This window comes from Stenotrophomonas sp. RIT-551 (assembly GCF_026241915.1).
Classification (GTDB): Bacteria; Pseudomonadota; Gammaproteobacteria; order Xanthomonadales; family Xanthomonadaceae; genus Stenotrophomonas; species Stenotrophomonas bentonitica_A.
Genome location: NZ_JAPJIU010000007.1, coordinates 185,345 through 211,688, shown reverse-complemented (window position 1 = coordinate 211,688; position 26,344 = coordinate 185,345). Strand labels below are relative to the sequence as shown.

At 66.5% G+C, this 26,344-nt stretch carries 20 protein-coding genes; 9 read left to right on the top strand and 11 right to left on the bottom strand.

The window, feature by feature from the left end; translation table 11 throughout:
• Positions 1-150 precede the first annotated feature (150 nt).
• Positions 151-1,377, top strand: coding sequence for an MFS transporter (locus ORK51_RS11040; protein WP_266084947.1), 1,227 nt, complete (start codon positions 151-153; stop codon positions 1,375-1,377).
• A gap of 189 nt (positions 1,378-1,566) precedes the next feature.
• Here the strand turns inward: ORK51_RS11040 and ORK51_RS11035 are convergent, their stop codons facing one another.
• The 4 genes from ORK51_RS11035 to ORK51_RS11020 all read right to left on the bottom strand — a co-directional run bounded on the left by ORK51_RS11035 (position 1,567) and on the right by ORK51_RS11020 (position 7,549).
• On the bottom strand, positions 1,567-3,765 hold the full coding sequence (locus ORK51_RS11035; protein WP_266084930.1) for a TonB-dependent siderophore receptor: 2,199 nt from the start codon (positions 3,763-3,765) through the stop codon (positions 1,567-1,569).
• 331 nt (positions 3,766-4,096) lie between these two features.
• Entirely contained in the window at positions 4,097-5,788 is a 1,692-nt protein-coding gene (mqo, locus tag ORK51_RS11030) for a malate dehydrogenase (quinone) (RefSeq protein ID WP_266084929.1), read from the bottom strand.
• Positions 5,789-5,940: 152 nt separating this feature from the next.
• A complete protein-coding gene (locus ORK51_RS11025; RefSeq protein WP_070427553.1) occupies positions 5,941-6,525 on the bottom strand; it encodes a hypothetical protein in 585 nt (194 codons plus the stop codon).
• A 118-nt stretch (positions 6,526-6,643) separates the two neighbouring features.
• On the bottom strand, positions 6,644-7,549 hold the full coding sequence (locus ORK51_RS11020; RefSeq protein ID WP_046272993.1) for a LysR family transcriptional regulator ArgP: 906 nt from the start codon (positions 7,547-7,549) through the stop codon (positions 6,644-6,646).
• Positions 7,550-7,683: 134 nt separating this feature from the next.
• On the opposite strand from ORK51_RS11020, the gene ORK51_RS11015 reads away from it, so the two are divergent.
• The 3 genes from ORK51_RS11015 (at position 7,684) to ORK51_RS11005 (ending at position 12,033) form a co-directional block, all read left to right on the top strand.
• Positions 7,684-8,319 (top strand): LysE/ArgO family amino acid transporter, encoded by a 636-nt coding sequence (locus ORK51_RS11015; RefSeq protein ID WP_019184554.1) that lies wholly within the window; start codon positions 7,684-7,686, stop codon positions 8,317-8,319.
• 149 nt (positions 8,320-8,468) lie between these two features.
• Positions 8,469-10,436, top strand: a complete 1,968-nt coding sequence (locus ORK51_RS11010; RefSeq protein WP_266084928.1) for an alpha/beta hydrolase family protein — start codon at positions 8,469-8,471, stop codon at positions 10,434-10,436.
• A gap of 154 nt (positions 10,437-10,590) precedes the next feature.
• A complete protein-coding gene (locus ORK51_RS11005; protein ID WP_266084927.1) occupies positions 10,591-12,033 on the top strand; it encodes a hypothetical protein in 1,443 nt (480 codons plus the stop codon).
• Between the two features lie 37 nt (positions 12,034-12,070).
• On the opposite strand, the gene ORK51_RS11000 is transcribed toward ORK51_RS11005, so the two are convergent.
• Positions 12,071-13,846: a peptide MFS transporter gene (locus tag ORK51_RS11000; protein WP_266084926.1), complete on the bottom strand. Its 1,776-nt coding sequence runs from the start codon at positions 13,844-13,846 to the stop codon at positions 12,071-12,073.
• Between the two features lie 105 nt (positions 13,847-13,951).
• The gene (locus ORK51_RS10995) at positions 13,952-15,103 is read right to left on the bottom strand and encodes an acetyltransferase domain-containing protein (protein ID WP_266084925.1); all 1,152 of its coding nucleotides are present in this window, start codon (positions 15,101-15,103) and stop codon (positions 13,952-13,954) included.
• A 223-nt stretch (positions 15,104-15,326) separates the two neighbouring features.
• On the opposite strand from ORK51_RS10995, the gene ORK51_RS10990 reads away from it, so the two are divergent.
• From ORK51_RS10990 to ORK51_RS10980, 3 genes are all read left to right on the top strand, one after another.
• Positions 15,327-17,297: an OPT family oligopeptide transporter gene (locus ORK51_RS10990; protein ID WP_019184547.1), complete on the top strand. Its 1,971-nt coding sequence runs from the start codon at positions 15,327-15,329 to the stop codon at positions 17,295-17,297.
• A 154-nt stretch (positions 17,298-17,451) separates the two neighbouring features.
• Positions 17,452-19,515, top strand: coding sequence for a S9 family peptidase (locus ORK51_RS10985; RefSeq protein ID WP_019184546.1), 2,064 nt, complete (start codon positions 17,452-17,454; stop codon positions 19,513-19,515).
• Positions 19,516-19,795: 280 nt separating this feature from the next.
• The gene (locus tag ORK51_RS10980; RefSeq protein ID WP_172838052.1) at positions 19,796-21,034 is read left to right on the top strand and encodes a DUF819 family protein; all 1,239 of its coding nucleotides are present in this window, start codon (positions 19,796-19,798) and stop codon (positions 21,032-21,034) included.
• Positions 21,035-21,239: 205 nt separating this feature from the next.
• On the opposite strand, the gene ORK51_RS10975 is transcribed toward ORK51_RS10980, so the two are convergent.
• The 5 genes from ORK51_RS10975 to ORK51_RS10955 are packed head-to-tail and all read right to left on the bottom strand — an operon-like array spanning position 21,240 to position 24,266.
• On the bottom strand, positions 21,240-21,725 hold the full coding sequence (locus ORK51_RS10975) for a hypothetical protein (RefSeq protein ID WP_266084924.1): 486 nt from the start codon (positions 21,723-21,725) through the stop codon (positions 21,240-21,242).
• Positions 21,726-21,772: 47 nt separating this feature from the next.
• A complete protein-coding gene (gene minE, locus ORK51_RS10970; RefSeq protein WP_017355894.1) occupies positions 21,773-22,033 on the bottom strand; it encodes a cell division topological specificity factor MinE in 261 nt (86 codons plus the stop codon).
• Between the two features lie 2 nt (positions 22,034-22,035).
• Positions 22,036-22,845 carry a septum site-determining protein MinD gene (gene minD / locus ORK51_RS10965; protein WP_019184543.1) on the bottom strand — a complete coding sequence of 270 codons (810 nt, stop codon included), beginning with the start codon at positions 22,843-22,845 and terminating at the stop codon, positions 22,036-22,038.
• A gap of 35 nt (positions 22,846-22,880) precedes the next feature.
• Positions 22,881-23,654, bottom strand: coding sequence for a septum site-determining protein MinC (gene minC / locus ORK51_RS10960; protein ID WP_266084923.1), 774 nt, complete (start codon positions 23,652-23,654; stop codon positions 22,881-22,883).
• 15 nt (positions 23,655-23,669) lie between these two features.
• Positions 23,670-24,266, bottom strand: coding sequence for a GNAT family N-acetyltransferase (locus tag ORK51_RS10955; RefSeq protein WP_019184541.1), 597 nt, complete (start codon positions 24,264-24,266; stop codon positions 23,670-23,672).
• A 138-nt stretch (positions 24,267-24,404) separates the two neighbouring features.
• Here ORK51_RS10955 and ORK51_RS10950 point away from each other — a divergent pair, with 138 nt between their 5' ends.
• Both ORK51_RS10950 and ORK51_RS10945 read left to right on the top strand, forming a co-directional pair.
• Positions 24,405-25,601 carry a sensor histidine kinase gene (locus tag ORK51_RS10950; protein WP_019184540.1) on the top strand — a complete coding sequence of 399 codons (1,197 nt, stop codon included), beginning with the start codon at positions 24,405-24,407 and terminating at the stop codon, positions 25,599-25,601.
• A complete protein-coding gene (locus ORK51_RS10945; protein ID WP_019184539.1) occupies positions 25,601-26,242 on the top strand; it encodes a response regulator in 642 nt (213 codons plus the stop codon). The genes ORK51_RS10950 and ORK51_RS10945 overlap by 1 nt, the downstream gene beginning before the upstream one ends.
• Positions 26,243-26,344: the final 102 nt, after the last annotated feature.

The following is a 26,344-nucleotide window of genomic DNA, read 5'->3' as shown; positions in this document are numbered from 1 at the left end:
AGGCTGTCGCCGTCCAGATGCGGCCCAGGCGGCCGGGAGAGCTCCGATGCGATGTCGTCCCCTGTCCAGCCGCGATGGCCTGCCTGTCAGCAGGACGCACGCTTGAGTACGGCCAGCGCCGCGCCGGATGCGCGACCTCAGACCCGCTCGATGATCATCGCTGGGCTGTCCACCGTGGTGGAGTGGTACGACTTCACGCTCTATCTTTATCTGGCCACGGTGTTGTCGCGGGTGTTCTTCGGCGGCGGCGAGAACGCGCTGCTGGCCACGCTGGCCGGGTTCGCGGTGTCGTATCTGATGCGTCCCCTGGGCGCGCTGGTGTTCGGCCATCTCGGCGATCGCTTCGGCCGACGCTACATGCTGCTGGCCTCGATGCTGCTGATGACGCTGGCCATGCTTGCTACCGCGCTGCTGCCCACCTTCGAGAGCATCGGCGCCACCGCCGGTGTGCTGTTGTTGCTGTTGCGCTGCCTGATGGCTTTTTCGGTCGGCGGCGAATACACCGGCGTGGTGGCGTACCTGCTGGAAACCGCGCCCCTGCGGCGGCGCGGCCTGGTCACCTCGCTGGCGTCGGCCGCGAGCGAGGTGGGGGCCCTGTTGGCCGTGGCGCTGTCGGCGCTGACGGTGGCGCTGCTGAGCACGGCCCAGCTGGATGGCTGGGGCTGGCGCATTCCCTTCTTTGTCGGCGCGGCGCTGGCCGGCGCGATCCTGCTGGCGCGCTCGACCATGCATGAGTCGCCCGAGTTCGAGCGGCAGCAGGCCGAAGGCACCGTGCCGGAGTCGCCGATCCGCGACACCTGGCGGCACCACAAGGCCGCGATCGCCCGCACCTTCGCGATCTCCGCACTGGGTTCGATCACCTATTACGTCGGCATTACCTATGTGCCCGCGTTCCTCGGTTCGGTGGGGCAGGTAGGTGAATCCGAAGCGCTGTGGCTCTCCACGATCGCGGCGGTGGCGGTGATCGTGGTGACGCCGCTGGCCGGCGCGTTGTCGGACCGGGTCGGTCGCCGGCCGGTGTTGATCGCGTTGGCCGCCCTGTCGGCGTTGCTGCCGTTGACGATGTTCTCGGTGATGGCCGGTGGCAGCCCGCTGGCGATCGGGCTGGCCGCGGTGGTGTTGGCGTGCCTGGCCGGTGGCGTGAGTGCGGTGGCGGCACCGGCGACGGCCGAGCAGTTTCCCGGTGAGGGGCGGCTCAGCGGGCTGGCATTGGGCGTCACCATGGCGACGGCCTTCTTTGGTGGCGCCACGCCGTTGCTGGCCGAAGTGCTGGTGCGCCACACCGGCTGGTCATCGGCCCCTGGCGCGATGATCGCCGGGGTCGCCGTGCTGGTGCTGCCGGTGATGTGGACGCTGCGCGAGACGCGGCCCCGGTAGCGCCGGCCGCTGGCCGGCTCCACGCAGGGTGCCGAGAAGGTAGTGCCGGCCGCTGGCCGGCTCCACGCAATGTCGGGTCTTGGAGGAGCCGGCCAGCGGCCGGCACTACCTGTGTACGGTGCGTCGCCACAAAAAAAACGGGCCGCCCGAAGGCGACCCGTTCGTTCAACACAGCGATGTCGTCAGGCCTCAGTATTTCCAGCGCAGGCTCAACGCGACGAAACGCGGCTCGCCGTAGTTGTTGTAATCCAGGTTGGCCCAGTAGGTCTTGTCCAGCGCGTTGCGCACGCTCAGGGTCGCGGTCCAGCTGTCGCTGAGGCGGTAGTTGGCGTTGAACTGCACCAGCGCGTACGCCGGCTGGTTCACCGTCACCGTGCCGCCGAGCGGATAAGGCACGTTGTAGCCCTGCACCTTGCTCTGCCACTGCACGCCCGCACCCACGCTCAGGCGTTCGAGCGCGCCGCGCAGCCGCACCTGGGTGTTGAGCTGCAGCAGGTCCTCGGCCGGGTTGGCGTACAGCAGATCAGTGGCGGCACGGGTCACCTTGACGTGGGTGAAGCCGGCATTGACCGTCCAGCCCGGCAGGATTTCGCCGTTCACGTCCAGTTCCCAGCCGCGTGCCTTGGTCCCGTTGATGCCGATGTAGGCCGAGCTGCCATCGCTGAGCGAGCGCTCCGGCACGCTCGTGTCCAGCACCGCGTAGTTGTCCTGCTTGGCCTCGAACACAGCCGCATTGGCGGTCAGGCGACCGTCGAACCACTGCGACTTGATGCCCGCTTCCAGGTTCGAGCCCTCCACCGGCGCCAGCAGGTTTTCGTTGCGGTCCTTGAAGTTCTGCGGGTTGAAGATCTCGGTGTAGCTGGCATACGCCGCGACCTGCGGGGTGATGTCGTAGACCAGCCCCACATAGGGCGTGACTTCGTCCGTCACCTTGTAGGCGCCGCTGGTGCCGGTGTAGGCCCCGGTCGTGCCGTAGGCGCGGGTCAGCGTCTCCCAGCGGCTCAGCCGCGCGCCGGCGATCAGTGCCAGCGGGTCGGCCAGGCGCAGGCGGGTGGCCACGTAGAAACCGCTCTGCGTGGTCTTGGCGACCCGGCGTGCACCGGTACGCGAATAGGTCACTTCGGAGATGTCGCCATCCCAGGTGCGGATGTCCGGGATGTAGTAGCAGCGCTCGGTGCCGCACCGCGCCCAGTCGGTCGGGTAGCGCAGGGCGATGGTGTTGGTGGTGCCTTCCAGGTCCGCCCACTGGCCGCCCACGGTCAGGTCGTGTTCGCGGCCGAACAGCGAGAACGTGCCGCTCAGGTAGGCATCGACGTTGCGCCGGGTGTCTTCCGAATCACCGGCGGCAGTGCGCAGGAAGATGCCCGCGCCGGTGGCCGGATCGGGGTAGCCGCTGCCGTAGACGCGCACGTTCTGCACGTTGCCCCGGGTGTAGGCGGTGTTGATCTTCAGCAGCCAGTTCTCGCCGAAACGCTGCTCCAGGTTGGCGAACGCCGTGCTCGTCTCGCGCTGCCAGTAGCTCCACTTCGGGGCGACGTTGGTCGAGCGCGGCAGGTGCGCGAAGTCGCCCTGGTTGTTGAAGAACGGCACGGTGCCCCAGGTCGAGCCGACCGGGTTGTTGTCCTGGGTCTGGTAGCCCACGGTCACGGTGGTGCTGTCGGTCAGGTCACCTTCCAGCACGGCCATGCCGGCCATCTTGTTCTCGTGGTAGCGGTCGTAATACAGATCGCGGTCGGTGTAGGCGGCGACCACTCGGCTGCGGAAACGGCCATCGGCGGTCAGCGGCGCGGTCACGTCGGCCTCCATGCGCTGGTAGTCCCAGCTGCCGGCGCTCACTGCGAAGGAGGCATCGAATTCCTTGCCCGGGCGCTTGCGCAGCAGGTTGACCGTCGCCGATGGCACGCCGGCGCCGCTCAGCAGGCCGTTGGCACCGCGGATCACTTCGACGCGGTCGTAGAAGGCGGTGTCGTACTCCTGGTTGGTCGAACCGCTGTAGGTGGGGATGCCATCGACCTGGAAATCAGTGATGGGAAAGCCGCGGGCGTAATAGAGCGGACGCTGGGTGTCGTAGAAGGAGACGCTCACGCCGGTGACGTTGCGCATCACGTCGTTGATGCTGAACAGCGATTCGTCCTGCAGGCGCTGGAGCCCGATCGAGGTCGCCGACTGCGGGGTTTCCTGCAGGCTGATCGGCAGGCGGGTGGTGCTGGATGGCATCGCGCGCGCACCGACCACGCTGACCTTGTCCAGGGTCTTCGCATCGGCAGTGCTGCTGGCGTCTGCCAGCGCATCGGCGAAGGCCTGCGGGGCGGTCAGCGAAAGGGCGGAAAGCAGGGCCAGGGCCAGCGGGGCACGGCGGGAGCGGAACGGGTGGGCGCGGAGCGACATGGGGGTCTCTGGACGGGAAGTAGGGAAGAAAGGCAACAGGTAGGCAACGCCGGCGCGCAGGCGCCAGGCACGGTAGGTCCATCCTGGGAAAGCAGGTTGCCGGGCAGCTGCGGGGGGACGGCAGTCCGTTCAGACCGTCCAGTACCCGTAGCGACAACCCTGCGATGCGCAAATGTAAATCGTTCTCAGTCGCTTTACAATTCTTGAACAATCGGGCGCGTCCGCGTAAACGGCTGGGCCGCAACGTCACCGGACCTGAAACGCAACCGGCCACCGCAAGGGTGGCCGGAGGGAAAACCGTGGCCAGGCCCGCAGGCCCGCCGGGGCAGGCTTACAGCGCCTGCAGTTCTTCGTTGGCGTTGCGCTTGGCCTCGGCCGGCTGGGTGGCCGGCGGCGGGGTCAGCATCACGGCCGGGCTGGTCTCGCCCGGCACCTCCAGGTACGGCAGCTTCAGCGTATCGCTGGTCAGGCGGCGGATCTCGTTGGTCAACGCCGGGCTGTCGTTGAGCTTGCGCCCATACGAGGGCACGATCTCCTTCAGGCGCGCTTCCCAGCCGGCGGCCATCTGCTCGGGGAAGGCCTTCTTGAGCAGGTCCAGCATGATCGGCGGCGACGTCGATGCACCCGGCGAAGCGCCCAGCAGGGCGGCCAGGGTGTGGTCCTGGTCGGTCACGATCTCGGTGCCGAACTGCAGGATCGAGCCCTTTTCCGGGTCCTTCTTGATGATCTGCACGCGCTGGCCGGCGGTGACCAGCGTCCAGTCCTCGCGCTTGGCGTTGGGGTAGTACTTGACCAGCTCGGCCTGGCGGTCGTCATCGTTCAGGCGTGCCTGACCCATCAGGTACTTCACCAGGTCCAGGTTCTCCAGGCCCACGCCCATCATCCCGGCCACGTTGTTGTGGTTCACCGAGGAATACAGGTCGAACCACGAGCCGTGCTTGAGGAACTTGGTGCTGTACAGCGCGAACGGCCCGAACAGCACGACCGGCTTGCCATCCAGCTTGCGTGCGTCCAGATGCGGGACCGACATCGGCGGCGAGCCGGTTTCGGCCATGCCGTAGGCCTTGACCGAATGGCGGCCGGCCACCTGCGGCGACTGGAAGGCCAGGAACTGGCCACCGACCGGGAAGCCAGCGTAGTTCTTCGATTCCGGGATGCCCGACAGCTGCAGCAGCTTGAGCGCGGCGCCGCCGGCACCGATGAACACGAAGCGCGACTTGACGGTGGATTCGTTGTCGGACTTCAGGTCCTTGACGGTCACGTTCCAGCTCTTGTCGTCGTTCTGGCGCAGGGCACGCACTTCATGGTTGAGGTGCAGGCTGAAGTTCGGGCTGCGCTGCAGGCCAGCGGTCAGCTGACGGGTGATCACGCCGAAGTTGACGTCGGTACCCAGCGGCATCCAGGTCGCGGCGACCTTCTGCTTCGGGTCGCGGCCTTCCATCAGCAGCGGGGCCCACTGCTTGATCTGCGCGGCGTCCTCGGAATACTGCATGCCATAGAACAGCGGGTTCTTGACCAGTGCCTGCTGGCGCTTGTGCAGGTAGGCGATGTTCTCATCGCCCCAGACGAAGCTCATGTGCGGGGTCGGGTTGATGAAATCGCTGGGCTGGCTCAGGCGCCCTTCGCGCACCTGGTGGGACCAGAACTGGCGTGAGATCTCGAACTGCTCGGCGATGCCGACCGCGCGTTTGGTCTCGATGCTGCCGTCGGGCAGTTCCGGGGTGTAGTTCAGTTCGGCGAACGCGGAGTGGCCGGTGCCGGCGTTGTTCCAACCGTCCGAACTTTCCAGGGCAACCCCGTCCAGGCGCTCATAGACCTGGATGTTCCAGTCCGGTTGCAGCTCCTGCAGGAACGTGGCGAGCGTGATGCTCATGATGCCGCCGCCGACCAGGACGACGTCGACCGGCTTGTCGTTGCCGGCGGCCGGGACCGAGCGCTGATGCAGCGGCCAGTACAGGAACAGGGCCGCTGCCAACAGCAACAGCACGAGCAGGCCGAGGACGACCTTCGCTAGTTTTTTCATGGGGATCTCAGGTAGGGAGACATGGGAAGGATGCCGCCGCTGCCGGGAACGCCCGTGAAGACGGGCGTCACAGCGGTACCTTGATCGCAATTTTAGCCCGTTCTGGTACGGATTTGGTGCAACGCAGCATCCGGTGGCTGTGCCGGACCGGCTCAGTCACTGGCGAGAGTGAAGTACTCCAGGAGGAAATAGCTGGCTTGATAGGCTAGTGCTATCAGAGCCAATACCAGATGCGCACGCCGCTGGCGCAGGGCGAAGCCCAGCCCGGCGATCCCCAGCATCACCACGGTATGCACCCAGTAAGCGTCCCCCAGCATCTGCCAGCGGCTGTGGCCCTTGATGGCGGTATCCACCAGATCCAGCAGCGTGACCAGCGCCAACATCCCGAAGAAGCCGCCGCGCCGCTGCAGCAGGTAGTTCTCATAGCTGCCGAACTCGCGCACGTCGTCCGGGAACAGCAGCACGCAGAGCAGATACCACGACGCGCAGTAGGCGATCACGAACAGATACAGCTCGAAGGTCCATTGCCGGACCTCGCCCAGCCGGAACTCCCACCACCAGAAGGTCACCACCGAAATCAGCGCCCAGACCACCCAGCACAGGTGGATCAGCGAGCAGCCGCGTCGTCTTGGGTGCTCGATGATGCCCGCCAGCCCGCGCAGCAGGGTGGTGATGCTCAGGCCGAGGATGATGCTGAGCACCACGCGGATGTGCAGGTAGACCGGATCGGTGTCCATCGACGTGCCCGCGGCTGGGATGCGGCGATGCTGCATCGGGGCGGGTCATCGGGTCGTGTAGGGCGGCGTGCGGCCCCGGTACGACAGCCGACCAGCGGTCGGCGCTACCGGTCCGGGGTTATCGCTTCTTGCGCACCAGCGTCGCCGAGGCCGCCAGCACCGCCCGGGTCAGCAGCGCCATGGTCTGCACATCGCCCTTCCAGTGCTGCCAGTACAGCGGCACGTCTTCCCACGCGCGCTGCTTCATGTGCACCAGGCGCCCGGCATCCAGGTGGCGTTTGACCAGCGGCAGCGGGTTCATGGTCCAGCCCAGCCCGCCCAGGTTCGCCTGCACGAACGCGCGGGTGGAGGGAATCCACCAGGTCGGTGCGGTCAGCGGCAGGTCGTTGCCCGCCAGGCGCCGGGCGAAGCGGGCCTGCATGTCGTCCTTGCGGTTGAACACCAGCACCGGCGCCTGGGCCAGCGACTGCGCATTGACCCCCTTGGCGAAGTACTGCTCATGGAAGGCCGGGGTGCAGGTGGCAGCGTAGCGGATGCTGCCCAGCGCGTGGATCTGGCAGCCCTGCACCGGCTCGTCCAGAGTGGTCACCGCGCCCAGCACGGCCCCCTGGCGCAGCAGGGCCACGGTGTGGTCCTGGTCTTCCGAGCGCAGGTCCAGGGTGGTGCCGGTCTGCCGCGCGAACTGCAGGGCGGCCTCGGGGAACCAGGTCTCCAGGCTGTCATGGTTCACCGCCACGGGGATGCTGGCGTGCGGCAGGTCCTCATCGGCGATGCCCATGCGGTGCAGCGCATCGTGCTCGAGCAAGGCGGTCTGTTCGGCCAGCTGCACCAGCACCTGGCCCTCGGTGGTGGCGACCGCCGGGGAGGAGCGTTTGACCAGCAGGCGGCCGACCCGGTCCTCCAGCGCCTTGACCCGCTGGGAGACGGCCGAGGCGGTGACATTGAGCGACTGCGCGGCCCGTTCGAAGCTGCCTTCGCGGATCACCGCCGCCAGGGCACGGAGCTGGGCATGGTCGATGCGCATGATCTTAAGTTCCGCTAAAGATGGTTAAGTAAGTTTAGCTCTACTTTTTAATGTTGCGGCGCGACAATATGCGCCATCCGGTGCTGTACGCCTTGGCGAGGCACCGCCCCCCAGCACGACACAGGTGGTATCCCATGTTTTCGATCATTTCCGGCGGCGCCGGGCTGAGCGCGTGGCTCAGTGGTGCCGCAACCGGCATCGGCCTGTTTGCGGTGGTCGGCGCGCAGAGCGCGTTCATCCTGCGCCAGGGCATCCTGCGCAAGCACATCATTCCGGTGGTGGCGACGTGTGCCGCCATCGATGGCATCTTCATCTTCGCCAGCGTGGCCGGCCTGCGCACGCTGACCCAGGCGCTGCCGTGGCTCACCACCGTGGTGCTGTGGGGCGGCGTCGCCTTCCTGGCCTGGTACGCCTGGCAGTCGGCGCGGCGCGCGCTGGCCGGCGGTGGCGGCATGCACGTGGACGAGGGCGACAGCACCTCGCGCCGCGCGGTGCTGATCTCGGCGGTCGGTTTCTCGCTGATCAATCCGCATTTCTGGCTGGACATGATGGTGATCGGCGGTATCGCCGAGAACTTCGGCAATGCGCGCATGGCCTTCGCCGCCGGCGTGTTCACCGCCAGCTGCCTGTGGCTGACCGCCCAGGGCCTGGGGGCACGCCTGCTGGCGCCACTGTTCACCAAGCCCAAGACCTGGCGCATCCTCGACGGCACCATCGCGGTGATCCTGTCGATCCTGGCGCTCAGCCTCGCGTTCCGCGGCATGCATTGAACTCTCTCCTCGATGCAGGTCCTGGAAATGGCACCGTTCGCGGTGCCATTTTTTTTTGCACCAACAGGAATATCCCTCTGGTTGGCGGCTCGATCTTCCGCCTAGAATCGCGATCCCGGACATGAGGTCCGATGCAGCAGGGGGAAAGGATGAAGCACGTACAAAGGTTGGGATTGCTGGTATTGCTGGCCATCACGGGCCAGGCCGGCGCGGTGGATCTGGAGCGCTACCTGCGCCGGGATGCCTTCACCGATATCAAGATTTCGCCGAACGGCGACTATTACGCGGCCACCGTGCCGATGGAAGATCGCACCGCCCTGGCGATTCTGCGCAGGAACGGGGGCGAGGTGGTGGGCTCGTTCGTGCCGCCCAGGAACAATCACGCCAATCATTTCGACTGGGTCAGCGCAGAACGTGTGCTGATCGGCCTGGCCGAGAAGCAGGGCTCGCTGGACCAGCCGCGCATGACTGGCGAGCTGTATGCCATGAACGCCAACGGCGGGCGCGGCGAGCTGCTGGTCGGCTACCGCGCGCAGGACAACGGCCCGGGTACCCGCATCCAGCAGAAAAAAGTGGAGGCCGTGGCCGCGTTCCTCGCCGATGATCTGCCCGCGGACGAGCGCAACGTGCTGGTCACGATCTGGCCATTCAACGATGACCCGTTCACCCGTGCCGACCGGATGGATGTCACCACCGGCCGTCGTCAGACGGTGGCGCGCTCGCCCGTACGCCGCGCCGATTTCGTCACCGACAACCAGGGCCAGGTGCGTTTCGCTCATGGCGCGGGAACCGACAACGTCAACAAGCTGTACTACCGCGAAGGATCGGGCACGACCTGGAAGCTCGTCAACGATGAAGCCTTGAACGGGCGGATCGAAACGGCGATCGGGTTCTCCGAAGATGGTCGGCTGGCGTATTTCAACACCGAGATGCCGCAGGGCCCCGACGCCATCGTGTCCTGGGATCCGGTGACCGAAGAGCGCAGGCTCGTGTTGCGTGATCCCGTGGTGGACGTGCACAAATACATCTACCGGCCCGGCACCTCGATCCCGGTCGGCGCGCTGTACCTCGGCGACACGCCGCGCACCCGCTTCTTCGACGAACAGGGCCCCGATGCGCGGTTGTATCGCAGCCTGGAAGCGGCGTTCGGGGGCGATGCGGTCTTCGTCACGTCCAGTACCCGCGACGGCCGGCAGCTGATGGTGGAGGCGTGGTCCGGGCGCAACCCGGGCGATTTCTACATCTTCGACAACGTGGCCAAGAAAGCGGACCACGTCATCAGCCGCAGCAACTGGATCGACCCGGCCGCCACCGCAGAGGTACGCCCGGTGGCCCTGAAGGCACGTGACGGGCTGCCGCTGCACGGCTACCTGACCGTGCCCGCCAAGGCCGCTGCCAAGTCGCTCCCGATGGTGGTGATGCCGCACGGCGGGCCTTACGGTCCGTTCGATACCGGCGGGTACGACGCGGAAAGCCAGATGCTTGCCGATGCCGGGTACGCTGTCCTGCAGGTCAACTTCCGCGGCTCGGGCAATTACGGGCGCGCCCATCGGTCCGCGGGTGCCCGCCAGTGGGGCGGCACCATGCAGGACGATCTGACCGATGCAACCCGCTGGGCGATCCGGGAGGGCATTGCCGACGCCTCGCGGATCTGCATCTATGGCGCCAGCTATGGCGGTTATGCGGCGATGATGGGGGCGGCGAAGGAGCCAGGGCTGTACCGGTGCGCCGCCGGGTATGTAGGTGTCTACGACCTGCCGATCATGTTCACCAGTGGCGATATCCAGCGCCGCGGCTCGGGCGAGACCTACCTCAAGGAATGGATCGGCGAGCGCGCCCAATTGGCGGCGGTATCGCCGGTGAACCTGGCCGACCGCATCAAGGTGCCGGTGTTCCTCGCCGCCGGTGGCGAAGACGAGCGCGCCCCGATCCAGCACACCAGGCGGATGGAAGCGGCGCTGAGAAAGGCCGGCGTGCCCGTGGAGGCGTTGTACTACCCGACCGAAGGCCACGGTTTCTACACCGATCCGCACCGCCGCGAGTACTACACCAAGCTGCTGGCGTTCCTGTCCAACAGCCTGGGCGGAGAGACGGCCTCGGCGTCCGCGCAGCCTTGATCGCTTCATTCGGCGAAAGAACAACGACGGCACCGTGAGGTGCCGTCGTTGTTTGTGAAGGGATTGCTGGGCGCGACAGAATGCAAGTTGTTGCATGGTCCCCGGCGCGACCCCGGGGGATGCTGGCGAGCTCTCCCCTTCTGTGTTTCCCAGCATGTGGCGCAACCTTTCCTCGACGTCCCGCCTGCGGTCTTTCCCCTGCCTTTCAGCGCCTTTGCTGCTTGTGCTGTTCTGCAGTCCCTCCCGTGCGGCCGACATCGATGACGGTCTGCAACTGACGGTGGAGCAGGCGCTCAAGATCGCAGCGCTCAGCGGCGAGGTGGACGAGTGGTCGATCCGGTTGCACAAATTGATGCGCGGTGGCGAGCCCGCGGCGCCATTGAGCGAGCCCGACGCTGCGGTACTTCATGACACCGTCCAGTTGCTGACAATGGGCAAGCTGGTGACCGAAAATGTTGTTGCAGTGGCGTACGGCAACCGGCTTGAGGGCACAGGGGCAGGTCGTCTACTGGCGGCATCGCAAGCATGGGGATTTGCCGGCGACGGCGCTCGTTGCCTGGCACAGGACGTCCGGCGCGAGCCTGTTGATGGCGCACCTCCCGCCGCCGCACCCACCGATAGGGTGGGCTATCGCGTCCAGTACGTTTGCATCGCACCACATATGCACAAAAGCCGTGCGCTGGCACAGCTGATGACGGCTGTCGTGCAGGGACAGGCCGCACCGTCGGTAGATGCACTGGAGCAGTCGATGTTGGCTGGCGAGCGCCGCGACGAGGCCCGGCCCCGGTCGATGAACGGCAGCCTCCATTTGTCCAGCGATGCACACGGCCGTAACTGGACGAGCAGCGGTGCCATTGTGAGCGAACAACTGCTGGCGGAAACACAGGTGCCGCCCACTGCGTGGATGCCGGCGCCGGTGTCGCAGGCCGAATCGGTGCGCACGGCGGTGCAGGAACTGATGCAGCGCATGCAGGTTGCCGGGGAAACGTCGGCAGACCTGCAGGATGCGATCGCCGCGCACCTCCTGCTGCGCTTTCCGGAAGTGTTGTGGGATGCCGTGCGCGAGGACGTCACCGGGCTCGCGCGCGCAGTTGCCCGCCGCGCGGCCACGGCCGAATGCCGGGTGCAGGAGGTGCAGCAGGGGGAGGACAGGTATGAAGCGCACACCGTTCGCCTGGCGCAGGCAGCCTTGACATGCACGTTGCCCGCGCTGGAGTGGACCCTTGCACCTCTGGACGCCCATGATCGTGATGCGACCGCCTTGGCGGCACGCTATCGCCAGTTCCTTCAGCGCGCGACGGAAACGATCGCCACGTCACCTGCACATGCGGCCGCAACCGCAGTGGATTTTCAGGAGGTGTCCGGACCGAATGGCGACGCATGGCACGCCGAGTCAGGTGCTGTGCCCAAGCTGCTGCTGGAGGGCATCCTGCCCGCACCGTTGGTGAAAGAGCTCGGCGGCCTGGCCCTGAACGCAGATGCGCTCCATCCGGATATGCGTTTCGAGCATCTTGACGGGCGCAATCTGGACGAGTCTGGACGCGTGCTTGTGCGCCGCTTCCTGCAGGAACTGCGCGCGGCCAGACGGGTAGAATGACGTGACACTGGCGGGGCGCTGATTGCCCGGGGTTTCCCTACTTCACCCCGTGCATCATTCGCTTCAGCAGCGGCGAACAGATCAGTGCGACTGCCGCGCACGCCAGGCCGATCCACATCAGCAGCCAGAACAGATGCTCGTAGCTGGCGGCGGCGATGGCGATGTTCATGGTTTCGCCGTCCGGCACCTCGATCGCGGCGAGCTTGCCGAACAGCGCGGCCAGCGTTTCCGAAAACGCGGTGGCCAGGAACCAGGTGCCCATCATCAGGCTGACCACCCGCGGGGCGGCCAGCTGGGTCACTGCCGACAGACCCACCGGCGACAGGCACATTTCGCCGATCTCCAGGATCAGGTAGGCCAGTACCAGCCACCACACGCTGGCCATCTGCCCGGTCGCGCCCACCTGCTGCGCCGCCAGTGCCAGCGGCACGAACGACAGTGCGGCGAAGATCAGCCCGATCGAGGATTTGACCGGCTTGGACGGGTCCATGCGGCGACGGTCCAGCCACGCCCACAGCATGGCGAACAGCGGCGCGAGCACCACCAGGAACAGGCCGCCCAGGTAAGTCAGCGAGCCGGCGGTCTGCGGAATCACCAGGCAATCGCGGATCAGCATCACCAGCATCGCCGCCACAATGGCGATGAACAGGTTGCGCGGCGCGGACGAACCCGGGTTCCGCTCCGACAGACGCGCGGCCACCACGAAGCCCAGCGGCGCCAGCAGCAGCGAGGCGATCGACCACGGCAGCGGGGTGCCACCCTGGATCACCAGCGACGGCACCAGGTCCTTGGTGAGCAGGCGGTCGGTGAAGGTCACCCAGGAGCCATAGGTCTGCTCGTACAGGGTGAAGAACACCAGCGCCATGAAGATCAGCGCCATCAGCGCGATCATCTGCTGGCGCTGCACCGGCGTGCAGCGGGTGCCGGTGAACCAGGCGAACCAGACCAGCACGCCACCGAGCACCACGATCATCAGCATCAGCGCCAGGCTGAGTTCACCACCGAGCGCGAACGCACCATTGGCGGCGGCCCACATCAGCGCCGCGACCGGAATCACGCCCAGCACGGCCACGGCATAGATCAGCCATTCGCGGCGGATGCCGAGCACGCGTTGGCGCAGCGCGGGCAGATCGGACGGTTCGGCGTGGCCCTGCAGATACTTCTGGCCCCACAGGAACATGGCCAGTCCGATCACCATGCCGATGCCGGCCGCACCGAAGCCGTACTTCCAGCCATAGGCTTCGCCGAGGAAGCCGCACACCAGCGAGGCGAACAGCGCGCCGAGGTTGATGCCGGCGTAGAACAACGAAAAGCCCGAGTCGCGGCGCGGATCGTTTTCCGGGTACAGCTTGCCGACGATGGTGGAGATGTTCGGCTTGAGGAAGCCCACGCCCATGATGATCAGGGCCAGCGAGAGGTAGGTGATGCCCAGCGCGGCATCATCGCGGACCACCGCGCCATCGACGCGGACCGCTGCGTGACCTTCGAAAGCCATGCCCAGGTGGCCGAGCACCAGCAGCACGCCGCCGAACACCACCGCCTTGCGCATGCCCAGCCAGCGGTCGGCGAGCAGGCCGCCGAAGACCGGGATGCAGTAGACCAGGCCGCCATAGGCACCGAGCAGATCCAGGCCGGCCTTGTCGCCGAACAGGTGGTATTTGGTGAGGTAGAGCAGCAGCAGCGCCTTCATCCCGTAGAACGAGAACCGCTCCCACATCTCGGTGAAGAAGCAGATGTAGACGCCCTTGGGATGGCCAAGGAAGTCGTCGGTCGCGGTGGAGGTCGAGGCGGCGGGCAGGACGGCTGCGGTCATCGAGGGCTGGGGCAGGGCGGACAAGGGGGCGAGTATAGGCCCGGGGCGAAGGGTCAGCCGTGCCGTGTCTGGCCGCTCCGCCGTCGTGCTGCCGGCCATGCGCGCTTACAGATAGCGAAGCCAGGCCAGATCCCGCCGCCGCGCCTTGAACCGCGCGAATGCCCGTGTCGGCCAATACAGCGCCACTGCCAGCACCGCGGTGATCACCCACAGGCTCGCCACGTGATCGACCGCGAAGTACCCGCCATGGGTCTGGCCCCAGCGGGCTTCGGCCAGCACGTACAGCAGCTTCAGCACATACAGGTGCAGCAGGTAGAAGAACATCGGCGCCGCGCCGATGTCGGCCAATGGCGCCAGCGCCCGGGCCACGCGCGGCTGTTCGTACAGGCGCAGCAACAGCAGGCCGATGCCCAGGGTCAGCAGCAGGAACAGCAGCGAGGGCGGGTACTTGGTCACGTTGAAAAAGCTCATCAGCGTATTGCCCAACGTGGCCAAGGACTGCCACGGGCTGTCGCCGTAAACGTTGATCGCCCGCAGCAGCACGAAGGCGAGCAGCGCACCGGCACCGGCCATCCACAGGCGGCGCTGGCGCAGGAGGGCATCGCCGCCGCGTGCGAACCACGGGCCGATCACCCAGCCCAGTGCAATCACGCCGATCCACGGCAGCACCGGATACGAGGTACGCAGGCGCAGCCCGTCGGTCACCGTGATCCAGTCGCGCTGGTGCAGCACTTTCCACAACACGGCCAGCGCCCCGTCACCCTGCACGCGGATGCCATCGAGCAGGTTGTGCCCGGCGATCACGGCCAGCGCCAGCACCGCCAGCGCGCCGCGCGGGAGCCAGAGCAGCCCGGCCAGCGCGATCATGCTGATCCCGATTGCCCAGATCACCTGCAGGTAGACGACGCTCGGTGGGAACTGCAGCGTCCAGGCGAAATTGACCACCAGCAGTTCCAGCACCACCAGGAACAGGCCGCGCTTGAGCAGGAAGGCCGAGGCGGCCCGGCGCCCATCCCGTTTGCCGCTGGCGTACAGCCAGGCCGACAGGCCGGTCAGCAGCACGAACACCGGGGCACACAGATGCGCCAACAGCCGGCTGACGAACAGGGCCGGCTCCACCTGGTCCACCACCATCGGGTCGGCCACCTGGGCATGCAGGTAGAAGGTTTCGCGCACGTGGTCGAGCAGCATCAGCACGATCACGGTGCCGCGCAGCTGGTCGATGGAGGTCAGGCGGGAGGCGGGGGAATGCGTCACAGCGGCGCCGGTTACTTGGTGCGATAGGATATAACATAACTAAAGTGGACGGGCCCGGCCTGGGACGTTGCCGAGTCCGGCGTGTGGCCACTCCGGTGGCACGCGCAGGTCAACCGGCGCCTCGATCGGGCGGTGAAGCGTTGCCGGCCAGCGGCCGGCACTACTGGACTTGCCCGTACATGAACGCTAGCGTGGCAGGGATTTTTTGCCAGCAGGGGCTTCCATGAACAACGACGCTGCGCCACGCCAGCTCACTTTCCGTGCGGTGGTGCTTGCCATCGTGCTGGCGGTGATTCTGTCGGCCGCCAACGCCTACCTGGGTCTGTTCGCAGGCCTGACCATCGCCACCGCCATTCCCGCCGCGGTCATTTCCATGGGGGTGCTGCGCCTGCTCGGCGGTGGCACGATCCTGGAAAACAACATCGTCCAGACCGGTGCTTCGGCCGGTTCGTCGATCGCCGCCGGTGTGATCTTTACCATCCCCGCGCTGGTGATCATGGGGTACTGGCCGGACTTCAAGTACTGGTGGGTGCTGGGCATCGCCGGTCTGGGTGGCCTGCTGGGCGTGCTGTTCTCGGTGCCGCTGCGGCGTTCGATGATCGTGGAAGATCCGCTTCCGTTCCCGGAAGGCAAGGCCGCCGCCGAAGTGCTCAAGGCCGGTGAAAACCCGGGCCCGGGCCTGAAGATCCTGGCCGTGTCGGCGGTGATCGGCGCCTTCGTGAAGCTGGCCGCCGAAAGCGGCCTGCGCCTGATCCCGGATGCCTGGGCCACCTCGGCCTACGTCGGTACCTCGAAGATCACCGCCTTCATCGGCACCAACCTGTCCCCGGCGCTGCTGGGCGTGGGCTACATCGTCGGCCTGAATGTCGGCATCGTGGTGGTGTCCGGCTCGATCCTGACCTGGCATATCGCCATTCCGCTGTACCAGGCGTTCTTCATGAACACCGATCCGGCGCTGGCGGCCTCGATCGCCACGGCCAGTTCGACGGAAGCGGCCTTCGCCATCTGGGGCGCGAAGATGCGTTACCTGGGCGTGGGCGCGATGCTGATCGGCGGCGTCTGGACCCTGATCTCGCTGCGCAAGTCGCTGCTCAACGGCGTCAAGAGTGGCTTTGCCGCGGCCCGCAAGAGCGGTGGCCCGGCGCTGGCGCACACCGAACGCGACCTGCCGATGAAGTGGATGCTGGTGGCCCTGGTGGTGTTCACCCTGCCGCTGCTGGCGCTGTACCAGGCCATCGTGGGCCAGTGGCACGTGTCGATCCCGATGACCCTGATCATGATCGTGGCCGGCTTCCTGTTCGTCTCGGTCTCGGCCTACCTGGCCGGCCTGATCGGCTCGTCCAACAACCCGGTCTCGGGCATCACCATCTCCACCATCCTGTTCGCCTCGGCGGTACTGGTGCTGCTGCTCGGCAAGGATGGCCTGACCCCGGTCGGCATCGGCGGTGCGCCGCTGGGCGCGGTGGCCGCGATCATGATCGGCGCGGTGGTGTGCTGCGCGGCCGCGGTCGGCGGTGACAACCTTCAGGATCTCAAGGCCGGCTACATCGTCGGCGCCACCCCGTGGAAGCAGCAGCTGATGCTGGGTATCGGCGCGTTCTCGTGCGCGCTGATCATGGCTCCGGTGCTGAACCTGCTGGCCACCGCCTACGGCATCGGCGTGAAGTCCGAGCTGCATCCCAACGCGCTGGCGGCGCCTCAGGCCAACCTCATGGCCTCGGTGGCCAAGGGCCTGTTTGGCGGCGAGCTGCCGTGGACCTTCATCGGTATCGGTGCGGTGGTCGGTGCGGCGATCATCGCCTTCGACAGCTGGCTGAAGTCGCGCAATGCCCGCTTCCGCGTGCCGGTGCTGGCCGCGGCGATCGGCATCTACCTGCCGCTGGAACTGATGGTCCCGATCTTCCTGGGTGGCCTGATCGCCTACCTGGTGGAGCGCTTCCACAAGATCCGTGGCGATGATGAAGAAGGCCGTGACCGCGTGCACAAGCCGGGCGTGCTGTTCGCCGCCGGCCTGATCACCGGTGAAGCCCTGATGGGCATCGCCATCGCGATCCCGATCGTGGTCAGCAGCCGCGCCGATGTGCTGGCGCTGCCGTTCCACCTGCCGGGCGCGCAGTGGATCGGCCTGGCCGTGCTGTTCCTGGTCGGTTGGCTGATCTACCGCACCGGCAAGCGCGCGGTGGGTTCGGTCTAAGCAACAACGACTCCGATCCGGGTCATGACACACCCCGCTGCGGCGGGGTGCGTCGTTTCTGCGTTCAGCCAATGCGCCGGCATGACCGATGGCCTTTGCATGTGCGGCCCTTGCGGCCCTAACATCGGCGTTTTGCCGTTCCGCGGAGACCCCGATGAAACTTCGTTACGCCCTGCTGCCGTTGTGCCTGCTGACCGCGATGCCCTCGCTGGCGGCCACGCGTGGCCTGGATGTGCGCGACATGATCGCGCTGGATCGGGTCTCCAGCCCGCTGCTCACCGCCGATGGCGGCAACGTCATCTTCGCCAAGCGCGTGGTCGGCACCGACAGCAAGGCCAGCACCGGCCTGTACATCCGCAACCTGCGCACGCGCGACCTGGCCCCGCCCAAGCCGCTGACCCCGGCCGGCTGGAACGTCAATTCCGCCGCGCTGTCGGCCGATGGCCAGACCGTGTATTTCCTGAGCGCCAGGAACGGCAGCCAGCAGCTCTACGCGCAGCCGGCCACCGGCGGCACGCCGCGCCAGCTGACCGATTTCCCGGTCGATGTGGACAGCTTCCACGTCTCCCCGCAGGGCGACCGCGTGGCCTTCAGCAGCGGCGTGTTCCAGGACTGCGGTTCGGACCTGGCCTGCACCAGCAAGAAGCTGGACGCGCACAAGGCGCGCAAGAACACCGGCGAGGTGTTCGACAACCTGTTCGTGCGCCATTGGGACACCTGGGCCGACGGCCGCCGCAACACGCTGTTCGTGGCGCCGCTGCCGGCCGCCAAGGCCGCGGCGGTGAAGGGCGCCTCGGCGATCAGCGCAACGCTGGCCGGCGATGCACCGTCCAAGCCGTTCGGTGGCAATGACGACTTCACCTGGTCGCCGGATGGCAAGAGCGTGGTCGCCGCGATCCGCGTGGCCGGCAAGCAGGAGCCGTGGTCGACCAACTTCGACCTGTACCGCCTGGATGCCGAGGGCAAGCAGGCGCCGGTCAACCTGACCGCGTCCAACCCGGCCTGGGATGCCGGCCCGGTGTTCAGTGCCGACGGCAAGACCCTGTACTACCGTGCCATGAAGCGCCCGGGCTTCGAAGCGGACCGCTTCGGCCTGATGGCGATGGACGTGGCGACCGGCAAGACCCGCGAGATCGCCCCCAAGTGGGATCGTTCGGCCGGCGAGATCGTGCTGTCCGGTGACGGCAGCCTGATCTACACCAGCGCCGACGACATGGGCGAGCACCGCCTGTTCGCCGTGGACATCGCCACCGGCAAGGCCGAAGTGGTGGTGGACGGCGGCAGCATCGGCTCGCCGGTGATCGCCGGCACTACCCTGGCGTATACGAAGAACAGCCTGAAGAGCGGCGACCAGATCGTCGTGGCCGCCTTCGATGGCGCCAACCCGCGCGAGATCACCCCCAGCGCCGGCGAGATGCTGCCCGATGTCGCCTTCGGCGATTACGAGCAGTTCCAGTTCAAGGGCTGGAACAACGAGACCGTGCACGGATACGTGGTCAAGCCGTACAACTACCAGGAAGGCAAGCGCTACCCGGTCGCGTTCCTGATCCACGGCGGCCCGCAGGGCAGCTTCGGCAATGGGTGGAGCTATCGCTGGAACCCGCAGACCTACGCCGGCCAGGGCTACGCAGTGGTCATGATCGACTTCCACGGCTCCACCGGTTACGGCCAGGCCTTCACCGACGCGATCAGCCAGCACTGGGGCGACCGCCCGCTGGAAGATCTGCAGAAGGGCTGGGCCGCGGCACAGAAGCAGTACCCGTTCCTCAACGGCGACAAGGCATGCGCGCTGGGCGCGAGCTACGGCGGCTTCATGGTCAACTGGATCGCCGGCAACTGGAACGAGCCGTGGAAGTGCCTGGTCAACCATGACGGCGTGTTCGATCAGCGCATGATGGGCTACGCCACCGAAGAACTGTGGTTCACCGAGTGGGAGCAGGGCGGCACGCCGTATGAGAAGGCCGCCAACTACGAGAAGTTCAACCCGGTCAACCACGTCTCGGACTGGAAGAAGCCGATCCTGATCGTGCACGGCCAGCTCGACTACCGCATTCCGGTGGAGCAGGGCCTGGCGGCGTTCACCGCCGCGCAGCGCCAGGGCATCGAGTCCAAGTTCCTGTATTTCCCGGACGAGAACCACTGGGTGCTCAAGCCGCAGAACAGCGTGCAGTGGCATGACACCGTCAACGGCTGGCTGAAGCAGCACATCGGCGAGTAACCCGGTTTGAAGCGCCGCCCCCAGGGGCGGCGTTTGTTCATGGCACCGGGTCTCGTTGGCCGTGGTGTCACCGGCGATCGGTGGTGTTGTAACCGACCATTGTCGGCGGTGTGACCGGCTATTGCCGGCGTTGTAACCGACCATCGTCGGTGGCGTAACCGGTAGAGCCGACCGTTGGTCGGCTGCTCTTTTACGGCAGCCGACCAACGGTCGGCTCTACCCGTGATTGTTTCCCGAAACGTGCCGAATCGCACGCCCATCGTCCAGGCACTCCACACCCGTGAAAGCACCCGCTCTGATCCAGAACGACATCGTCGTCTTCGGCCTGATCGCCGCCACCCTCGGCGCCGTGTTCTGGACTGCCTCGCGCGAGCAGGGGCCGTGGAAGCGTTTCTACACCTACGTGCCAGCCCTGTTGCTGTGCTACCTGATTCCCGGGGTGTACAACACCGTCGGCCTGATCGATGGCCAGAACACCCATCTCTACAACCCGGTCGCCCGCGACATCCTGCTGCCCGCTGCGCTGGTACTGCTCACCCTGGCCGTGGATATCAAGGGCATCCTGCGGCTGGGACCGAAACTGATCGTGATGTACCTGGGCGCCTCGCTGAGCATCATGGTCGGCGCGGTGGTCGCGTTCCAGCTGATGAAGTGGCTGCATCCGGCAACCGTGGCCGGCGACACCTGGGCCGGCATGGCCGCGCTGGCAGGAAGCTGGATCGGCGGTGGTGCCAACATGCTGGCGATGCGCGAAGTGTTCGATGTCAACGCGACCACCTTCGGGCAGTTCGCGGTGGTCGATGTCGGTGTCGGCTACGTGTGGATGGCGGTGCTGATCTTCATGGCCGGGCGTTCGGCGAAGATCGATGCGCGCAGTGGGGCCGATACCTCGGGCATCGATGCGCTCAAGCTGCGCATCCAGGCCTTCCAGGCGCAGCACGAGCGCGTGGCCAGCCTGACCGACCTGATGCTGATCGTCGCCGTTGCCTTCGGCGTGGTGGGGCTGTCGCATGCGATCGCCGGTCCGGTCTCGGCGTGGTTCAAGGGCCATGTCGCCTGGGCCTCGCAGTTCAGCCTGGACGCGCCCTTCGTATGGGTGGTGGTGATCTCCACCACCTGCGGCCTGGCGCTGAGCTTCACCCGTGCGCGCAACCTGGAAGGCGCCGGTGCCTCCAAGCTGGGTTCGCTGCTGCTGTACTTCCTGATCGCCTGCATCGGCATGCAGATGGATCTGCTGGCGTTGCTGGACCGCCCTTGGCTGTTCCTGCTTGGCCTGATCTGGATCGCGGTGCACATCGTGCTGCTGTGGGCGCTGGCCCGCGCGCTGAAGGTGCCGTTCTTCTACTTTGCGATCGGCTCGCAATCCAACATCGGCGGGCCGGCCTCGGCGCCCGTGGTCGCGGCGGCGTTCCACCCCTCGCTGGCACCGGTCGGCGTGCTGCTGGGCACGATGGGCTACGCGACGGGCACGTACCTGGCCTATATCGTGGGCATCACCCTGCGCGCGATGGCAGGGTAGAGCCGACCGTTGGTCGGCTGCTGTAACGTCGCGTCACAGCGCACGACAGCCGACCAACGGTCGGCTCTACGGCAGAAGCAACCTGCGCTAGATCAACCAGGCAAGTGCATCTTCACCGTCCCGCTCGAACCGCGCCGAGTGAAGACCCCGGCGCCGATGCGATTGGCGCGTCGCCACGCGCCCGGGAGTTACCGCACATGCGGATTTACGCGGTAAGAAGGCCGCGTTCGACCAGCCAGGCTTTTGCATCTTCCGCATCCTGCTCGAACCACGCCTTCGTAGACCCCAACCGATACGTATACCCCCACGCATCCATGTCGGCCATCAGGCGCGCGCTGCCTACCCCCGGCAGTTGCCCGGCCAGCACGATCTGCAGGTAGCAGGTGGCGTCTTCTTCGGGTACCGAATCGGTGGCATCGGTGTGCACCAGCGCACGCCGCTCCGGCGGCAGCACGATCAGGTGGCAGGCTTCGTGCAGCATCGAGTGCACGGGCGTGTCATCGCGGACATAGACGTCGCTGCCGATGATGCCGGCTTCGGGTTCGCCCCAATAGCTGCCCGGAATCGGCGCGCCATCGGCCACACGATGCAGGCGCAGATCGTGGGCGGCGAGCAGGGCGTGGGCGTCGTCGAAACGGATATCGCCGAGGCGGGTGACCTGCGGTTCGGCGGTGGGGGCAGCGTCGTTCATGGGTTACCGCTCAACCGCCCCTTCCGGTCCGGAAGGGGCGATGTCGATCAGGGCTGCTGCGGGCCTTCCGGCAAGGCGACGGAGATATCGAGCACATCGTGCTCGCCGTCCTTGACCAGGTCGACCTTGACCGCATCAGCGTCGATGTTGACGTACTTCTTGATCACTTCCAGCAGCTCGCGCTGCAGCAGGGGCAGGTAGTCCGGGCCGCCGCGGTGGCTGCGTTCCTGCGCGATGATGATCTGCAGGCGGTTCTTGGCCGTTTCGGCAGTGGTCTTCTTTCGGTTCAGGAAATCGAACAGTCCCATGCTTACCCTCCGAACAGCTTGCTGAAGAAGCCTTTCTTCTCCACGGTGGTGAAGCGCATCGGACGCTCTTCGCCAAGGATGCGGCCAACCGCATCTTCGTATGCCTGGCCCGCCGCCGATTCGGGGTCCAGAATGACCGGTTCACCCTTGTTGGACGCATTGAGCACGTCGCCCGACTCGGGCACCACGCCAATGGCCTTCAGGCCCAGCACTTCTTCGACGTCGGTGATGCTGAGCATCTCCCCGCTTTCCACCCGCACCGGGCTGTAGCGCGTGAGCAGCAGGAAGGCCGGCACGTTCTTGCCGGATTCGGCCTTGTGGGTCTTCGAGTCGAGCAGGCCGATGATGCGGTCCGAGTCGCGCACCGAAGACACTTCCGGGTTCACCACCACGACCGCACGGTCGGCGTAGTACATCGCCAGGAACGCGCCCTTCTCGATGCCGGCCGGGGAGTCGCAGATGATGTATTCGAAGCCGTCGGCGACCAGGTCGTCGAGCACCTTGCGCACGCCTTCCTGGGTCAGCGCGTCCTTGTCGCGGGTCTGCGAGGCAGCCAGCACGTACAGGTTGTCGAAGCGCTTGTCCTTGATCAGGGCCTGCTTGAGGGTCGCTTCGCCGTGCACGACATTGACGAAGTCGTACACCACGCGGCGCTCGCAGCCCATGATCAGGTCGAGGTTGCGCAGGCCGACGTCGAAGTCGATCACGGCCACCTTCTTGCCACGACGTGCCAGCCCGCAGGCCAGGCTGGCGCTGCTGGTGGTCTTGCCGACGCCGCCCTTGCCGGAGGTGACTACGATGATTTCAGCCAAAGGATTTCTCCTGATTCTTCTGTTTGGGGGCTGCGTCAGTCCAGCGCAGCGATCTTGATCTGGTCCTGTTCCAGCCACACCTGCACGGCCTTGCCGCGCAGGGAGTCCGGAACATCGTCCAGTACCTTGTAATGGCCGGCGATGGCGACCAGTTCAGCGTGGAATTCACGGCAGAAAATACGCGCCGTGGTGTTGCCCTGGGCACCTGCCAGGGCACGGCCCCGCAGCGTACCGTAGATGTGGATGCTGCCGTCGGCGATCACTTCGGCGCCGGCGCCGACGGTGGCCATGACGGTCAGGTCGCAGTTCTCCGCGTACAGCTGCTGGCCCGAGCGGACATTGACGGTCTGCATGCGGCCCGGCTTGGGTGCGCCACCGGTGGCCACGGCATTCGGGGCAGGCGCCGCGGGTACGGCGGCAGCGGCACGCGAACGGCGCGGCGGCTCAGCCACCGGCGCGGGAGCCGGCTCGGCTTCGGCACGCTCGTACTGGGCGCGGAACTTGGCCAGCAGCGGCAGGCCGAGCTGCTGGGAGAGCAGGTCGGTTTCGGTGGTGCCATAGGCCAGCGCGACCGGCAGCACGCCGGCCCTGCGCAGGCCATCCAGCAGTGCCTTGGCGGTGGCCACGTCGGGTATTTTGCTGAGTCCGCCGAAATCAAGGATCACTGCGGCACGCCCGAACAGCTTCGGCGCACGCGCCACGCGTTCCTGCATTTCCCGGGTAAGGCGTTCGACATCGAGGGTGCGGATGCGCAGATTGGCGATGCCGACCTGGCCGATCTTCAGTTCACCGGCCTGTTCAAAATCCATGTTCGCTGCCACCGATCAGGTCCCCGTCTGCTGCTGCGCGCGCAGCGGCTCGCGGCGATGGCCCACCCAGGGCACATCCGGCAGCTGGTCACCGTAGGTGTCGTGCACCCACTGGTAACTGCACAGGTCCTTGAGCAGCATGCTGGCGCGCACATCCACGTGGGCCATGTTGTTCTGCCCGACTTCGCGGAAGCCGAAGCTGCCGTGGAAGAGCAGGGCGGCATCGGCGCCGTGGTCCAGGAAGACTTCGCAGGTGAGCTGCGGATAGCGCAGCTCGGCGTAGCTCTGGGCGTCGGCATAGAACGCACGGCCGACACCGCCGCCGCGACGGCGGCTGGCGACCACGATGCGGTCGATGTAGAAGAATTTGGTATCCAGCTGCTGCTTGAACCAGGCGAAGTTGCTGCTGTCGTGCTGGCTGTCGCTGCCGAAGCCGATCAGGAAACCGGCCAGGTTGCCGTCGCGCTCGGCGACGCGGAAATACTCAGCGCTTTCATAGAACAGACGCAGGCGAGCGGCATCCAACGGCAGGATGGCCAGGCCGGCATTGTTGTTCAGGGCCAGGACGGAATCGAGCTCGTGCTCGCGCACGTCGCGGATGACAATCGACATTGTGACTCCGTGGGGTAACGCGGTTGGCCCATCGAGGGGCCCTCGGTCCGATTATTGCATGGGTGGCTTCCCCCCGCGAGCCGACAGGCATGACTTCTGTGGGAGTGCAGGGGAACAGGTTCAGCCTACTATGCGTCCATGTTGGGATACCTCAGCCACACCCGAGTACTGCGACTGGCCGGCCTGTTCACCTGGGTCATGGTCGGACTTCCTCTGGTTTACTCGCAGTACGAAGCGCTGCTGCGCCGCGGCGGTGGCGTCGATGCGTGGGCGCTGTGGCTGTTCGCCGCGTACCTGGCCTTCGGTGCCGGCTACTTCTGGCTGACCCGCGGGCTGCGCAACGGCGGCCACTCGCGCTGGTACGACCGGGTCATGCTGGTGCTGCTCACTGCCTCGGCGCTGGGCGTGAGCTACCTGAGCGGTTCGGGCCTGGGCAGCATCCTGATGATGGTCGCTGCCGGGGTCATTCCCTGGATGCTGCCGGTGCGCGGCGGGGTGATCTGGCTGTTGTTGAGCCAGCTGGCGGTCCTGCCGGTCTACTACCTGATCCTGAATTTCTCGCTGTTCGAGGCGGTGATGCAGTCGCTGCTGTATGGCGGCTTCTCCATGTTCATCTTCGTGACCAGCCTGGTGGCCCGGCAGCAGACCGATGCCCGCGAGGAACAGCGCCGGCTCAATACCGAGCTGCGCGCGACCCGCGTGCTGCTGGCCGAAAGCGCCCGGGTCAATGAACGCACCCGCATCTCCCGCGAGCTGCACGACCTGCTGGGCCACCACCTCACCGCCCTCAGCCTCAACCTGGAGGTGGCCGGCCACATCACCGAGGGCCAGGCCCAGGAGCATGTGCACCAGGCCCACACCCTGGCCAAGCTGCTGCTGACCGACGTGCGCGAGGCGGTGAGCCAGCTGCGCGACAGCGGCGCGATCGACCTGGCCGCGGCCCTGCGCCCGCTGACCGAGCAGGTCCCCTCGCTGGACATCCACCTGGATATCGACGAGCCGCTGAGCGTGGAAGACCCCGAGCGGGCCCACGTACTGCTGCGCTGCACCCAGGAAATCATCACCAATGCGGTGCGCCACGCCGGCGCGCGCAACCTGTGGATCAAGGTCCGGCGCGAGCCACCGGGCATCGTGGTGCTGGAAGCGCATGATGACGGGGTGGGGGCCGACGGCATCGTGGTCGGCAACGGGTTGCGCGGGATGCGCGAGCGCCTGCAACAATGCGGTGGTGAGCTGCAGATCGAAACCCGCCGGGGCCAGGGCTTCCGCCTTCGTGCCTCGGTACCCGGCGTGCCAGTATTGATGCTGAGCGCTGTCATTGAAGGAGTGCGTTGATGATTCGCGTCTGCCTGGTCGACGACCAAACCCTGGTGCGGCAGGGGATCCGCTCGCTGCTGGCGCTCGATGACGGCATCGAGGTGGTCGCCGAGGCCGCCGATGGCCGCCAGGCAGTCGAGGTGGTCCCGCAGGTCCGCCCGGACGTGGTCCTGATGGACATGCGCATGCCGGTGATGTCCGGCCTGGAGGCGCTGCAGATGCTGTCGCGGCTGAACCAGCTGCCGCCGACCATCATCCTGACCACCTTCGATGACGACCAGCTGGTGCTGGCCGGGCTCAAGGCCGGCGCCAAGGGCTATCTGCTCAAGGATGTGACCCTGGACCAGCTGGTGGGGGCGATCCGGACCGTGGCCGATGGCGGATCGCTGGTCCAGCCGGCGGTCACCCAGCGGCTGCTGTCCGGGCTGGAGCACATGCGCAACGAGTTCGTGAGCCTGGACCGGCCCGACCCGCTGACCGACCGCGAGACCGAGATCCTGCGGCTGATGGCCAGCGGCTTCTCCAACAAGGAGATCGCCAATTCATTGGGTGTGGCCGAGGGCACCATCAAGAACCACGTGTCCAACATCCTCTCCAAGCTGGGCGTGCGCGACCGCACCCGGGCCGTGCTCAAGGCCTTCGAACTGCAGCTGGTCTGAGCCGGGCGGACCGGCGGAGGCCATCGTGCAGCCGCCGGTCCCGATGTATTTGCCGAATTTCGTGAAACCCTTGCGGCGCAAGCGATGCGGGGGTGTTTTCGG